General features: G+C 63.8%; 11 protein-coding genes. 10 read left to right on the top strand and 1 reads right to left on the bottom strand.

Translation table 11 applies throughout. From position 1 onward, the window contains the following. Positions 1-246 precede the first annotated feature (246 nt). Positions 247-1,578, bottom strand: coding sequence for a glycosyltransferase (locus tag DEVEQU_RS16305; RefSeq protein WP_126151642.1), 1,332 nt, complete (start codon positions 1,576-1,578; stop codon positions 247-249). A 411-nt stretch (positions 1,579-1,989) separates the two neighbouring features. On the opposite strand from DEVEQU_RS16305, the gene DEVEQU_RS16300 reads away from it, so the two are divergent. The 10 genes from DEVEQU_RS16300 to DEVEQU_RS16255 all read left to right on the top strand — a co-directional run bounded on the left by DEVEQU_RS16300 (position 1,990) and on the right by DEVEQU_RS16255 (position 14,150). Beyond that, the gene (locus tag DEVEQU_RS16300; RefSeq protein ID WP_126151641.1) at positions 1,990-3,204 is read left to right on the top strand and encodes an LL-diaminopimelate aminotransferase; all 1,215 of its coding nucleotides are present in this window, start codon (positions 1,990-1,992) and stop codon (positions 3,202-3,204) included. 70 nt (positions 3,205-3,274) lie between these two features. Continuing rightward, entirely contained in the window at positions 3,275-4,423 is a 1,149-nt protein-coding gene (rlmC, locus tag DEVEQU_RS16295) for a 23S rRNA (uracil(747)-C(5))-methyltransferase RlmC (protein ID WP_206437871.1), read from the top strand. Between the two features lie 80 nt (positions 4,424-4,503). Beyond that, entirely contained in the window at positions 4,504-5,484 is a 981-nt protein-coding gene (locus DEVEQU_RS16290) for an ABC transporter substrate-binding protein (protein WP_126151640.1), read from the top strand. A 101-nt stretch (positions 5,485-5,585) separates the two neighbouring features. Next, on the top strand, positions 5,586-6,557 hold the full coding sequence (locus tag DEVEQU_RS16285) for an iron-siderophore ABC transporter substrate-binding protein (protein WP_126151639.1): 972 nt from the start codon (positions 5,586-5,588) through the stop codon (positions 6,555-6,557). 254 nt (positions 6,558-6,811) lie between these two features. After that, positions 6,812-8,152 carry a homoserine dehydrogenase gene (locus DEVEQU_RS16280; RefSeq protein WP_223214273.1) on the top strand — a complete coding sequence of 447 codons (1,341 nt, stop codon included), beginning with the start codon at positions 6,812-6,814 and terminating at the stop codon, positions 8,150-8,152. Positions 8,153-8,189: 37 nt separating this feature from the next. Then, entirely contained in the window at positions 8,190-9,176 is a 987-nt protein-coding gene (gene glpX, locus DEVEQU_RS16275; RefSeq protein ID WP_126151637.1) for a class II fructose-bisphosphatase, read from the top strand. 47 nt (positions 9,177-9,223) lie between these two features. Beyond that, positions 9,224-9,598 (top strand): VOC family protein, encoded by a 375-nt coding sequence (locus DEVEQU_RS16270; protein WP_126151636.1) that lies wholly within the window; start codon positions 9,224-9,226, stop codon positions 9,596-9,598. A gap of 163 nt (positions 9,599-9,761) precedes the next feature. Further along, the gene (gene recJ, locus DEVEQU_RS16265; RefSeq protein ID WP_126151635.1) at positions 9,762-11,552 is read left to right on the top strand and encodes a single-stranded-DNA-specific exonuclease RecJ; all 1,791 of its coding nucleotides are present in this window, start codon (positions 9,762-9,764) and stop codon (positions 11,550-11,552) included. A gap of 236 nt (positions 11,553-11,788) precedes the next feature. Next, a complete protein-coding gene (locus DEVEQU_RS16260; protein ID WP_126151634.1) occupies positions 11,789-13,024 on the top strand; it encodes an SAM-dependent methyltransferase in 1,236 nt (411 codons plus the stop codon). A 184-nt stretch (positions 13,025-13,208) separates the two neighbouring features. Next, positions 13,209-14,150, top strand: a complete 942-nt coding sequence (locus DEVEQU_RS16255) for an ABC transporter substrate-binding protein (RefSeq protein WP_164550449.1) — start codon at positions 13,209-13,211, stop codon at positions 14,148-14,150.

Here is a 14,150-nt window from a genome sequence, read left to right as displayed (position 1 = left end):
ACACGCCAGGCACAACGATCACCACGCCGCCCTCGGGCTTGATCCGAGGGCCAATCTCAGCGCGAACCGGTTCCCATGGTGTTTGCCGACAGGCCCTCGGGCAAGCCCGAGGGCGGCATGGTGGGGGGCATCTACATCTCACCGCAAACACGATAATGCTCCTCCCCCTTCTTCAGGGGGAGGTTGGGTGGGGGTGTATCAACTCCGATCCCTCAATGCTCCCGATCAGGCGGGTGCAACCCAACCCTAAACCGCCTTCTTCAGCGGCAGCTTCTTGCTCTTGGCCTTCGCCTTGCCGCGCTTGACCTTGACGGCGCCAGGCACGAAATGGGCCATGACGCGCTCGATCACCTTGATCGCCTTGTCGCAGCCATCCTCGGCATGCAGTTGCTCCGCCACATCGGCGGCGCTGCGGCGATAATGTTCATTGGAACTGAGATCGGCCAGCGCCTCCGCGAGCGCTTCTGCCGTCAGTTTGCGCAGCCGGATCGGTTTGGGGCCACAGCCGAGCTCGTAGACGCGGCGGCCCCAATAGGGCTGGTCGATGGCCTGCGGCACGACGAAAGTGGGCCGCCCCAATTGCAGGCCCGCCGCCGTGGTGCCAGCGCCGCCATGGTGAACTACGGCGCTGACATAGCGGAACAGCTTGTCATGCGGCGCCTTCTCGATCGGGAAAATGGTCTCGGGCAGGTCGCTGGGATCGATGCCACCCCAGCCGCGCGCCACCACTGCGCGACCACCCCATTTGGCCACCGCTTCCTTGAGAATGCGGGTATTGCGTTCCGCGCCAAACGGCATCGAGCCGAAGCCGATATAGACCGGCGCTTCCCCGGCCGACAAAAACGCCTCGAACTCCGGCGTCGGCTCCCAGCCGGTGCGGTCGCGCAGCGTCCAGTAGCCGGTGACCAGCGCTGTCTTCGGCCAGTCACGCGGTCGCGGCGACACGATCGAGGAATAGGCATAGAGCGTGGTCAGCGGCGAGCCGTCGGTATTGGTGAAGACGCCGCCCATCTCGCGCGATTCGAGCCCCATCAGCTCGCGTCGCAGGCGATTGCGCGGCAGGTTCCAATAGGCCTGCTGCATGGCAGCGGCAGTATAGGACAGCTTGTTGAGCGTCGGGCCCAGATCGTCGGCGACATAATACATCGACAGCGGGAATTCGCTGGTCGAATTGAGCGGCTGCAGCGCCGTCATGATCGCCGGTACCTTCAGCGCCTCGGCAATATCGATGCCGAAACTGGTATTCATGTTGACGATAATGGCTTCGGCGCCCTGGCACATGCGCCAGGCCGCACGTGCCGCGGTATCGATGATCTGCTGACCCTGCTTGAGCATCCATGGGCCATTCATGAGCATGGAACTGCTCATGGCGTTCTCGAACCGGGTCTCCTTGAGGAAGGACTGAATCGAGGGACCCAGCGAGTGAAACTCGAGGCCGAGACCGGTAATCAGGCCCTCGAAATCCTCCGTCGCCCCCAATACCGGCGTGTAGCCGCGCTCCTGCAGGGCAATGGCGAGCGCGAGATAGGGCTGAACGTCGCCTTGCGTGCCGATGGTCACCAGGGCAATACGTTTCAACTTAAAACCTCACTCTGTACCGTTCATCCGCCGAACGTTGGCACGCATCGGCCCATTTACAAGCCCTCGGCGAGGATTTATGAACGGCGTATCGATAGCTGTTTTGATTACAAAAATCGCATCTGAAGGGCAAGAGACATGGCGTCTCCGTTCACTACTGCAATGGTTGGAGCAATGCTCGCCGGCATGGTGACCGCGGCCGTCGCAGCCGCCGCTGCGAACGCCCGATAGCTCTTCCCATTGGCCACAGCGTGGCCGGGAGGAGCCGAATAAGCCAGTTTCTTCACCAGCCGGGTTGCTTAACCCGTTCAGAACCATAATTCCGCGATAATCGGGCTCTTAAGGTCGAGCCCAGCGTTACCGGACGCGTCGCGGCCAGCTAGGCCCCCATCCGGGCCACCGAGGAATCACATGAGCGAAGTTTTCCATCGCATCCGCCGTCTGCCCCCCTACGTTTTCGCCCATATCGACCCGATCAAGGCCAAGCTGCGCGCCGAAGGCGTCGACATCATCGACCTGGGCATGGGCAATCCCGACATGCCGACGCCCGAGCACATCGTGGCCAAGCTGCAGGAGACGGTGAAGGATGGTCGCACCCACCGCTATTCCACCTCCCGCGGCATTCCCGGCCTGCGCAAGGCCCAGGCCAGCTATTATGGCCGCCGCTTTGGCGTGAAGCTGAACCCGGACACGCAGATCGTGGCGACCTTGGGCTCCAAGGAAGGCTTCGCCAATATGGCATCGGCCATCACCGCCCCCGGCGATGTGGTGCTGGTGCCCAACCCGACCTATCCGATCCATTCCTTCGGCTTCATCATGTCCGGCGGCGTCGTGCGCTCCATGCCGGCCGATCCGAATGAGGATTTCATGCGCTCGCTGGATCGCGCCGTGCGGCACTCGATCCCCAAGCCGATCGCGCTGGTGCTGAACTACCCGGCCAACCCCACCGCCTATACCGCCGATCTCGATTTCTACACCGAGGTCGTCAAATATTGTAAGGCCAACGACATCTTCATCCTCTCCGATCTCGCCTATTCCGAGATCTATTTCGATGAAGACGCCCCGCCGCCATCGGTGCTGCAGGTTCCGGGCGCCATCGATATCACCGTCGAATTCACCTCCATGTCCAAGACCTATTCCATGCCCGGCTGGCGCGTGGGTTTTGCGGTCGGCAATGAGCGGTTGATCGCGGCGCTGGCCCGCGTCAAATCCTATCTGGATTATGGTGCCTTCACGCCGATCCAGGTCGCCGCCGTCGCCGCCCTCAACGGCTCCGACGAGGTGATCGAGGAAGTCCGCAAGGTCTACAAGAACCGCCGCGACGTCATGGTGGAGAGCTTTGGCCGCGCCGGCTGGGATATTCCGGTCCCCAAGGCCACCATGTTCGCCTGGGCGCCCATTCCTGCTCAATATGCGCATATGGGCTCGCTCGAATTCGCCAAGCTGCTGATCCAGGAAACCGGTGTTGGCGTCGCGCCCGGCGTCGGCTTCGGCGAATATGGCGATCAATATATCCGCCTGGCCTTCGTCGAAAACGAACACCGCATTCGCCAGGCCGCGCGCAACGTCAAGAAGTTCCTCGGCGGCAAGGCCAGCCAGGGCAATGTGGTGCCGCTCACCGCCTGATCCACAGGCAGGTTTGATGTAATCCGAGGAGGCGGTGATCCCGCCTCCTTCCATTTTACGGGGTCGTCTGGTGCAGGCAGGGGCGAGCGCCACCATGCAGTGCGGCTATTACGATCAGGGCGTCTGCCGCTCCTGCACGCTCATGGGCATGGACTATGCCGCCCAGATCACCCGCAAAAGCGAGCGCCTGCACACTCTTCTCGCCGCCTGGCCCGGTGCGCATTGGCTGCCGCCGCAGCTCTCCCGTCCCGCCGGCTTCCGCAACAAGGCCAAGATGGTCGTTGGCGGCAGTGTGGATCGGCCCACACTCGGCATTCTCGATGCCACCCAACACGGCGTCGATCTCACCGCCTGCGGCATTGTCTCCCCCGGCCTGCGCGCCGCCTTTGCGCCCATCGTTGCCTTCATCACCCTGGCGCGCCTCACCCCCTATGATGTCCCCAGTCGCCGCGGCGAACTCAAGCACGTGCTGCTCACCGAGGCGCCCGATGGCGCGCTGATGCTGCGCTTCGTGCTGCGCTCCACCGAGCCGCTGGGCCGCATCCGCAAACACCTGCCGAGCCTCCTCACCGCGCTGACGCAACTGCATGTCGTCACCGTCAATCTCCTGCCCGAGCACAAGGCCGTGCTCGAAGGCGAGGAGGAAATCGTGCTTGGCGACAACGACACCCTGCCGATGCGTCTGGGCGATCTGGTGCTGCATCTGCGCCCGGCCAGCTTCTTCCAGACCAATACCGATATCGCCACCGGTCTCTATAATCAGGCCCGTCAGTGGATTGATGAAGTCGGCGCCGCCTCGGTCTGGGACCTTTATTGCGGCGTCGGCGGCTTCGCCCTCCATGTTGCCGCGCCCGGCCGGACGGTGCACGGCGTCGAAGTCAGTGCCCCGGCCGTAGAGTCGGCACGCAAAAGCGCTGCTGAGGCGGGGCTGGCCGATGTCACATTCGCCGTCGGCGACGCCACCGCCCTCACCGCCGAGCACGCCCCCGACGCCGTCATCGTCAATCCGCCGCGCCGTGGACTTGGCGGACGCCTCTGCGCCACACTCGAAGCCTCCGGGGCGCCAACCATCGTCTATTCCAGTTGCAATGCCGAGACCCTTGCCAGGGATATTGCCGCGCTGCCGTCCTACATGCTCGACCGTGTGCGGCTTTTCGACATGTTCCCGCAAACCGACCACTACGAAGTCATGGTTCTCTTGACCCGCCAGGCGGTCTGAACGCTGCCGCCAGTCAAATAATACATGACATATAATATCACCTTTTGTATGGAGAGCCATCTCCACGCAAAGGGTGACCCATGTCTCTCCGTTATCTGCTGCTCTCCACGGCCATCGGCCTTGCTTTCGCCGGCGCCGCCGCCGCCCAGCAATTTCCCGTCACCATCGAGCACGCTTTGGGCTCGGCCACCATCGAGACCAAGCCAGAGCGGGTCGTGACCTGGGGGTGGTCGGCACAGGACGTGGTGATCGATCTCGGCATCGCCCCGGTCGGCATGCCCTTCTTCGCCTATGGCGGCGGCGAGGACGGCATTCTGCCCTGGACCGAGGAGGCCATCGCGGCGCACGGCTTTGCCATGCCCACTATCCTCCCCAACACCAATGAGCCGCCGCTCGAGGCCATTGCCGCGCTCGACCCTGACGTGATCATCGCGCCCTATTCGGGCCTGACGCCCGAGGAATACGAGGTCCTGAGCGCCATCGCGCCGGTGGTCGCCTATCCCGACAAGCCCTGGTTCGCCAGCTGGCAGGACGTGGTGACGCTCACCGGCCGCGCTGTTGGTCTCGAGGCGGAAGCCGAAAAGCTCATCGCCGATACCCAGGCCCATATGCAGGCCGAAGCCGACAAATATCCCGAGACCAAGGGCATGGTCTTCGCCAATATCGTCAACCGCAATGACGGCCAGGTGGCGGTGCGGATGGAGGGCGATCCGCGCGTGCAGATGTTCGTCGATGTCGGCATGGCCGCGGCGCCGCACCTTGATGGCACCGGCACGAACGACACCGGCATCGCCTATTTCGTCAGCTACGAGAATTTCGACCGCATCCCGGCCGACATGCTCATCAGCTTCTTCAACGATCAGGCGTCCTTTGATGCGTTCTTCGCCATGGACCTGATCAAGCTGTCGCCGCTGGTCGCCAAGGGCGCTTATACCAGCCTGATCGGCGAGGAACTCACCATGGCCGTCGGTGGTGCCGTCACGCCCCTGTCGATCCGCTGGGGCTTTGACAAGGTGATGGCCGAAGTCGGCCGCGCCGCTGCCGCAGCCAAGGCTCAGTAACCCGCAATCCACCGGCCACCCGATCCGCCTCTGCACAGGCGCAGGAGGGCAGGGCGGCCGACCCCGGACGGCGAGACCGTCGCAACAGGAGTGTTCCCAAGATGATCAAGCAGGTTTTCCGCCTCGCCGTGGTTTTGGCCAGTGCGGTTATCGCTCACGCCGCCCAGGCCCAGGATTTCCCGGTCACCATCACCCACGCCTTCGGCGAAACCACCATTCCCGCCAAGCCGCAGCGCATCGTCACCTGGGGCTGGGGTGCGCAGGATGCGGTCATCGCTCTGGGCGAAGTGCCGGTTGGCGTACCCTTCTTCAGCTATGGCGCCGATGCCGAGGGCGTCCTGACGTGGACCCGCGAGGGCGTCGAAGCTCTGGGCGCCGACTATCCGACTATTCTCCCCAATGCCGCCGAGCCGCCGGTCGAAGCCATCGCCGCCCTCAAGCCCGATCTGATCGTCGCCGTCTATTCAGGCCTCACCGAAGACGAATACAATGTGCTGAGCGGCATCGCTCCGGTCGTCGCCTATCCGGAAGGGCCCTGGGCCACCACCTGGCAGGACACCATCACCATTACCGGCGAGGCCATGGGCAAAAAGGCCGAAGCCGAGGCCCTGGTCGCCGACCTCACCACCTTCATCGGCGAGGAAACCGCGAAATATCCGGAAGTCGCAGTCATCAGCTTTGCCAGTATCATGGACTATAATGGCCAGGTCGCCGTCTATGCCCCCCTCGATGCTCGCACAAAGTTCCTCGTCGATGCCGGCCTGTCCACGCCCCAGAGCGTCATCGACCGCGCCGAAGGCAGCGAGTTCTATTTCTCGGTGAGCTACGAGAATTTTGACCAGATCGGCGCCGACATCATCATTTCCTATTTCGATACGCCCGAAGCAGATGCGGCCTTCTTTGACAATCCGGTCATCGCCTTGGCGCCGCCTGTCGAAAAAGGCGCCGTCGCCCATGTCATCGGCCCGGATCTGATCTCGTCCATGTCGCCGCCCTCCGCGCTGTCGCTAAAATGGGGATATCCCCGCTATATCGAGCTGATTGCCGGGGCTGCCGAAGCCGCGCGGCGCTAATCCTGTGCGCTATTGTCCTGCGGCTTCGGCCGCAGGCAAAACTCCTATTGACGGCTAGGCACTTTCCTATGCACATGGCGGCCATTATGAGCGATATCCAGTCTTTCCGCCAATCTGTTGAAACCTTCATTTCCGCCCGGGGGTGGACACCCACCCGGTTTGGTCGAATCGTGGCGGGCGATCCGCTCTTCGTCTTCGATCTGCGGGACGGGCGGGAGCCGCGATCCGAAACCCGGGCGCGTATCCTCAAGGCCATGGCCGAATTCGGCGATGCCGATGGTCAGGCGCCGCTGCGCATTGGCGTGGCCGGGCTGGGCAATGTCGGCGCCACTTTGGTGCGCATCCTGCAGAAGGACGGCGCCGAGCTGACGCGAAAACTTGGCCGTCAATTGCAGGTCGTCGCCGTTGCCGCGCGCTCGCGTTCCCGCGACCGCGGCATTGATATTTCCGGGCTCGAATGGTTCGACGATCCGGTCGCCCTCGCCAAATGGGACGGGATCGACCTTTTCGTCGAGCTGATCGGCGGCGAAGACGGCCCCGCCTTTGCAGCCGTCAAGGCGGCGCTCGAAATTGGCCGCCCGGTGGTCACCGCCAACAAGGCGCTGCTGGCCAAGCACGGTGTCATCCTCGCCAAGATGGCCGAGGAAGCCGGCGCGCAGCTCGGTTTCGAAGCGGCCGTCGCCGGCGGCATTCCGGTCATCAAGACCCTGCGCGAAGGCCTGGGCTCAGCCCGCATCGCCAAGGTGTTCGGCATCATGAACGGCACCTGCAACTACATCCTCACCCGCATGGGCAATGAAGGCATCTCTTTTGCCGATTGCCTCAAGGACGCGCAGGCCCTCGGCTATGCCGAGGCCGACCCGACCTTCGACGTCGAGGGCTTTGATACCGCCCACAAGCTCTCCATCCTGGCCACGCTGTGCTTCGGCTACGAAATCGCGCCCGATCGCATGCGCATCGAGGGCATTTCGCGCATCACCCAGCATGACATCCAGGTGGCCGCCGATCTCGGCTACAAGATCAAGCTCCTGGGCATTGCCGAACGCACCGAAAACGGCATCGAGCAGCGTGTTCACCCCACCTTCGTGCCCAAGGGCTCGGCCATTGCCGGCGTCGATGGGGTCATGAACGCCGTGGCGCTGGAAACCGACCATGTGCATGAGCTGCTGCTGGCCGGCCCCGGCGCCGGTGGTCCGCCCACCGCCTCCTCGGTGCTCTCCGATATTCTCGATATCGCCCGCGGCACCCGCGTGCCGCCTTTGGGCGTGCCCAGCGCCGAACTGATGCCCTATCACGAGGCGCCGATGCGGGCCCATCCGGGCGGCTTCTACATCCGTCTCAGCGCCAAGGACGTCCCTGGCGCCCTGGCCGCCATCGCCACGCGCATGGGGGAAAAGTCGATCTCCATCGATTCCGTCATCCAGCGTTCCGATTTAAGCGCTAAGGCAGTGGCCGTCGATGGCTCCCCGACGCGCACTGTTGTGATGATTACTCAACAGACTTTGGAATCATCCGTGCGCGAAGCGCTTGCGGAGATTGCGGCGGACGGGTTCATTGTCGGCGAACCGCAATTGATCCGTATCGAAAAGCTCTGAGTCCGGCGCGGGCCGGGGCCCGCTGCCGGGAGGCAAAATGAAGCTCAGCAAGGTCGAAGACCGCAAGAACCCGGCCAATCTGCATCGCACGCTCACCCTGGAAATGGTGCGCGTGACCGAGCGCGCCGCCATTGCCGCCGCCGAATGGCGCGGCAAGGGCAATGAGCGCGCTGCCGACGACGCTGCCGTCGCCGCCATGAAAGCCGAGCTCGATCGCGTCGCCATCAGCGGCCGCATCGTCATCGGCGAGGGCGAGCAATATGAGTGCGACGATCTTTATGTCGGCCAGCCGGTGGGCGAGGGCGACGGGCCCGCGGTCGATATCGCCGTCGATCCCCTGGAAGGCGTCACCCTCTGCGCCAAGAACCAGCCCGATTCTCTCGTCGTGCTGGCCATGGCCGAACGCGGCGGCCTGCTGAATGTCGCCCGCAACGTCTATATGCACAAGATCGCCATCGGCGCCGGCTACGCGCCCGATACCGTCCATGTCGAATGGTCGGCGACCGAAAACGTCACCTCGCTGGCCAAGGCCAAGGGCGTGCCCGTTTCCGAAATCACCGCCGTGGTGCTCGATCGTCCGCGCCATGCTGGCCTCATTGAAGAGCTGCGCGTGGCTGGTGTTTCGGTGAAACTACTCAGCGATGGCGACATCGCCGGCGTCATTCACGCGGTGAACACAGAGGATACCGGCATCGATATCTATCTCGGCTCCGGCGGTGCCCCCGAAGGCGTGCTCGCCGCCGCTGCCCTGCGCTGTATTGGCGGCCACATGCAGGGCAAGCTCATCCTCGACACGCCCGACAAGCGCCTCCGCGCCAAGGAAATGGGTATCGAGGACCCGCACCGCATCTATCAGGTCACGGACCTTGCTTCCGGCGACGTACTCTTTTCGGCCACCGGCATCACCGATGGCTCCCTGGTCGATGGTGTAAAACTGCGCCGCAGCACTGTCGACACCAGCACGGTCGTCATGCGCTCCTGGAGCCAGACCACCCGCTGGATCAGGGCTCGCCACGCGCGATAGGCTTGTTCCCAAACGCTTCGCCTCTGCAAACTTTCCGGAGTTGAACCATGTTCTCCCACGTCATGATCGGCAGCAACGACCTCACGCGATCTAAGGCATTTTACGACGCAACCTTCATTGCCCTTGGCGGCAAAGCCGGCGAAATCGATGCTGGCGGCCGGCTGGTCTATGCCCGCGACGGCAGCCGCCTCATGATCACGACGCCGATCAACGGCCAGCCGGCTACCGCTGCCAATGGCGGCACGATCGGCATTTTCGCCGAATCCGCCGACCAAGTCCGCGCCTGGCACACTGCCGGCACCGAAAACGGCGGCACCTCCGCCGAAACCCCACCCAATCTGCGCCCCAATGGTGTTTTCGTCGCCTATCTGCGCGATCCCGATGGCAACAAACTCTGCGCCCGAACCCCGGCGCCGAAGTAAGGCCGGCCTATCAGCACCTGAATCGTCTCGCTCTTCCCCTTTCAGGAGAAGAGCCTCGATAACGCGATCCGGGGTGGCGGGCCGCACCGGACGACGGGCCCGTGCTGCCCCTGTCGTCGTGCAACCCCTTCCCACCCCGATCAAAATCGCCTAACCCATCGCCATGCCCGAAACGCCGCGCCCATTTCTCGACGTCTCACGGTCTGTCACGGGACGGGCCTGGGTGGATCGTCTGGACAGTGCGGCGGCGCGCATGGCGACGGCGATCAGCCAGCGCAGCGGCGTGTCCGATATTCTCGGCCGCATCCTGGCGGGCCGCGATGTCGGCCTCGAGGACGCGGCCTCCTATCTCGACCCCACCATCCGGGCCCTGATGCCCGATCCCTCGACCCTGGCAGATATGGACGCCCTGGCCGAACGGCTGGCCGAGGCCATCGTGGCAAAGGAAAAGGTCGCGCTGTTCGGTGATTACGACGTCGATGGCGCCTGTTCCTGCGCGCTGATGCTGCGCTTCCTGCGCCATTTCGGCCTCGATCCGCAGGTGCACATTCCCGACCGCATCTTCGAAGGCTATGGCCCCAATAGCGGCGCCATGGACAAGCTGATCGACGCTGGCGCCAGCCTGATCGTGACGCTGGACTGCGGCACCACCAGCGACCAGCCGATCGCCCATGCCCGTGGCCGCGGCGCCGATGTGCTGGTAATCGATCACCATCTGTCCGATCATGAGCTGCCCCAGGCCAATGCCCTGGTCAATCCGAACCGCCCCGACGATATTTCCGGCCTCGGCTATCTCTGCGCCGCTGGCGTCACCTTCATGGTGCTCGTTGCCGTTAATCGCGCCTTGCGCAACCGTGGTGTTACCGGTCTGCCCGACCTCCTGAAACTGCTCGACCTCGTGGCCCTGGCCACGGTCTGCGATGTGGTGCCGCTGGTGGGCCTCAATCGCGCCTTCGTGCTGCGCGGGCTGGAAGTGGCGCGGCGCGGCGAACGGCCGGGCCTTGCCGCACTCGGTCTCGCCGCGCGCATCAGCGGTCCGATCAATCCCTACCATTTGGGCTTCCTCATCGGCCCGCGCATCAATGCCGGCGGCCGCATCGGCGACGCCGCGCTCGGCACCCGGCTTCTGGCGCTGGATGACGAACTCGAAGCCATGGCGGTCGCAGAACGGCTGGACGATCTCAATACCGAGCGGCAGCGCATCGAGGTCGAGGCGGTCGAGCAGGCCTGCGCCACCGCCGAAGCCGAGATCGGTGCGGGGGAGGGGCCTCCGGTGCTGATTCTCGCCTCCGCCGACTGGCATCCCGGCGTTGTCGGCCTCATTGCCGCGCGCCTGAAGGAGCGGTTCGAGCGTCCCAGCTTCGCCATCGCGCTGCATCCCGACGGCACCGGAACCGGCTCTGGCCGCTCGGTCCCCGGTGTCGATCTCGGCAGCGCCGTCATCGCGGCCGTCGAAACCGGCCTCATACCCAAGGGCGGTGGCCATGCCATGGCGGCGGGCGTCTCGCTGCGTCCCGGTGATATCGGCCCCTTGCGCGCTTTCCTCGCCGAACGGCTGGCCGCCAGCGTCTCCGTGGCCCGCGCTGCCTCTGCCCTCAAGGTCGATGCCGCGCTCACGGCGCGCGGTGCCTCGCTTGATCTGCTGCGCGCCATCGAAAAAGCCGGTCCCTTCGGAGCCGGAAATCCCTCGCCGGTTTTCGTCTTCCCGGCCCATCGCGCCCGCTTTCCGCAGATCGTCGGCAAGGGCGGCCATGTCAGCTTCACCCTGACCTCCGACGACGGCGCCCGCCTCAAGGCCATCGCCTTCCGCGCCGCCGGCACGCCCCTCGGCGACGTGCTGATGCGCGACAGCGATCAGCCGCTGCACTTTGCCGGCAGCCTGTCCCTGGACCATTATCAGGGCCGCGAGCAGGTGCAATTCCGCCTCATCGACATCGCTCGCCCCGAACGCTGACCACACCGATGGATCCAAACGGCCGGTTCGACCGTATAGAGTGGTTGAACCGGGTCCCGCGCGGTTTGGATAGCTCGATGTGCCGCTTGCATCTGGGTGCATCACAGCTAAACTGGACCCATGGCGTCATCGGGAAGGGTGTGTCGCCCATCTCCTAACGACGCCGTCGACGCTGAACCCTTGGCGATGGATGCACTTCGTCGCCGACTGAACGCTATAGTTGGACGACGCGGCTAATGACCAAGACGGCGGTAGATCACTCTGAAACCGGCGCATCGGCCTGGACCCACTTCGTGTCCTGGCTCGTGGACTCGATTGGCTTCCGGCTGATCGGAAGTCCGAAATATGGCTCGGTGACAGTTATTTTTCCCAATGGTCACACCAGGACCATCGGCCAGGGCAATGGCGGCGAACACGCCACGCTCCGGCTCAACAATTTCAAGGTCATCACCGAGGCAATGCAGCGCGGCACGGTCGGCTTCGCATCGGCCTATATGAATGGCGACATCGACATTGATGATCTCACCGCGCTGTTCCGCTTTTTCCTGCAGAACCGCGACATGTTCGACAATGCCAATAAGGGCTTCTTCCACCGCGCCGCGTCGGACCTGCACTACCATATGTCGCGCCGCAACACGCTCGAGGGCTCCAAGAAGAACATTGCCGAGCACTATGACCTCGGCAACGACTTCTACGGCCAGTGGCTCGACCCCTCCATGACCTATTCCTCGGCCATCTTCACCTCGGGTGACCAGAGCCTCGAGGAAGCCCAGCGCATCAAATATCGCCGCGTTGCCGACATGGCCGGCATCACGCCGGGCTCCAGCGTGCTCGAGATCGGCTGCGGCTGGGGCGGCTTCGCCGAAACCGTGGCGCGTGACTACAAGGCCAATCTGCGCGGCATCACCTTGTCTGCCGAGCAGCTGAAATTCGGTCTTGAACGCCTCAAGCGTCAGGGCCTCGACCAATACGCCACCCTGGTGTTTGAAGACTACCGCCACACCACCGGCCAGTTCGACCATATCGGCTCCATTGAGATGATCGAGGCCGTGGGCGAGGACAATTGGCCGAGTTATTTCCAGACCCTGCATGACCGGCTGAAGCCGGGTGGCACCGCTGCGATCCAGGCCATCACCATCAACGAGGCGGAGTTCGACGCCTACCGCTCCGGTCCGGATTTCATCCAGCGCTACATCTTTCCCGGTGGCATGCTGCTGACCAAGCAGGTGATGAACGATTTCGGCGAGCGCTATGGCCTGGTGCTCGAAAATGTTGAGACTTTCCGCCATTCCTATGCCCGCACATTGCGTCTCTGGCGCGAGCGCTTCCTCGAGCGCTGGCCGGTCATTGCCCCCATCGGCTATGACGAGCACTTCAAGCGCAAGTGGATCTATTATCTCAGCTATTGCGAGGCGGGTTTTGCCGAGGGCTCGATTGACGTCGGCATCTATCAGTACCGCCGGCCGGCATAGCACCTGTACACCAAATGTCCCGGTCGAACTTCGGCCGGGGCATCTCCCCAATCATCCCTTTCCGCCCACCGCATTGCCATCCGCAAACCATCCAGGGCAGCCGCGCCGCGTGCGTAATTAAAACATGACTTGACCCATCAGATTATGGCGGTTAGGAAACCGTCAAAAATGGATGGCTTTTGTCATGTTCAAGCTCCTCTCCGTCACCGCACTGGCCACTCTGGTCGCTCTGGTTCCCGCCCACGCCGAATGGCGCTATGTCGGGGGTGACGGTGTCGAAGTCGTGCTCGACGCCGTGCCCGACCGCATCATTGCCAGCCAGGACGCTGCCGCCGGTCTGATCCCGCTCGGTATTCGCCCCGTCGGCATCTATGCCGATAGCGTCATTTCCGACGCCAAAGCCTTGCAGGGGCTGGACCTGACCGGCATTGAGATCATCGGCCAGGCCTGGGGCGAGGTCGATATCGAAAAGGCCGCCGTGCTGCAGCCCGATCTGATCATCGGCGAGTTCTGGCCGCTCGAAACCACCTGGAGCGGCGGCAACGATGTGGTCAATGCCCTCACTCCGCTGGCGCCGCTTACCGGCCCCAAGCAGGGCGACTCCATCCTGACGCTGATCGAGGACTATGAAGCCCTGGCGCAAAGCCTGGGCGCAGATCTCGGCCAGCCGCAGATCGCCGCTGATAAGGCCGCATTCGAAACCTCCCTTGCGGCGTTCAAATCCGCCCTCGCCGCCAAGCCCGACCTGACGGCGCTGGCCGTATGGGCGGGCTCCGACGCGCTCTATGTCGCCGTCACGGCCGGCGCCGCCGAGCTGATGGATTTCGCCAATTGGGGCCTCAAGCTCATCGATCCCGAAGTCGCCGACGGTCGCGGCTATTGGGAAACGCTGAGCTGGGAAAACGCCGACAAATACCAGCCCGACCTGGTCCTCGTCGACAATCGCTCCCCCAGCACCATGGCAACCGCTGAAGCCCAACCCACCTGGACCACCATCAAGGCGGTTGCCGCCGGCCAGGTCGCTGAATGGCCCGCCTTCTGGCTCCGCAACTACCGCGCCTATGCCGGCGCGCTCGACCAGCTGACCGCCGCCATCAATGGCGCTGACGCAGAAATCGCCCCCTGA

The sequence above is a fragment of the Devosia equisanguinis genome (assembly GCF_900631955.1).
GTDB lineage: Bacteria > Pseudomonadota > Alphaproteobacteria > Rhizobiales > Devosiaceae > Devosia > Devosia equisanguinis.
The sequence above is the reverse complement of the archived record's forward strand: the minus strand, read 5'-3'. Positions and strand labels throughout refer to the sequence as shown.

Coding starts and splice junctions, on each gene's coding strand:
- DEVEQU_RS16280 (WP_223214273.1), top strand. CDS start 6,812: ATGGCCGAATTCGGCGATGCCGATGGTCAGGCGCCGCTGCGCATTGGC.
- DEVEQU_RS16270 (WP_126151636.1), top strand. CDS start 9,224: ATGTTCTCCCACGTCATGATCGGCAGCAACGACCTCACGCGATCTAAG.
- DEVEQU_RS16255 (WP_164550449.1), top strand. CDS start 13,209: ATGTTCAAGCTCCTCTCCGTCACCGCACTGGCCACTCTGGTCGCTCTG.
- DEVEQU_RS16285 (WP_126151639.1), top strand. CDS start 5,586: ATGATCAAGCAGGTTTTCCGCCTCGCCGTGGTTTTGGCCAGTGCGGTT.
- DEVEQU_RS16290 (WP_126151640.1), top strand. CDS start 4,504: ATGTCTCTCCGTTATCTGCTGCTCTCCACGGCCATCGGCCTTGCTTTC.
- DEVEQU_RS16300 (WP_126151641.1), top strand. CDS start 1,990: ATGAGCGAAGTTTTCCATCGCATCCGCCGTCTGCCCCCCTACGTTTTC.
- recJ (WP_126151635.1), top strand. CDS start 9,762: ATGCCCGAAACGCCGCGCCCATTTCTCGACGTCTCACGGTCTGTCACG.
- DEVEQU_RS16260 (WP_126151634.1), top strand. CDS start 11,789: ATGACCAAGACGGCGGTAGATCACTCTGAAACCGGCGCATCGGCCTGG.
- glpX (WP_126151637.1), top strand. CDS start 8,190: ATGAAGCTCAGCAAGGTCGAAGACCGCAAGAACCCGGCCAATCTGCAT.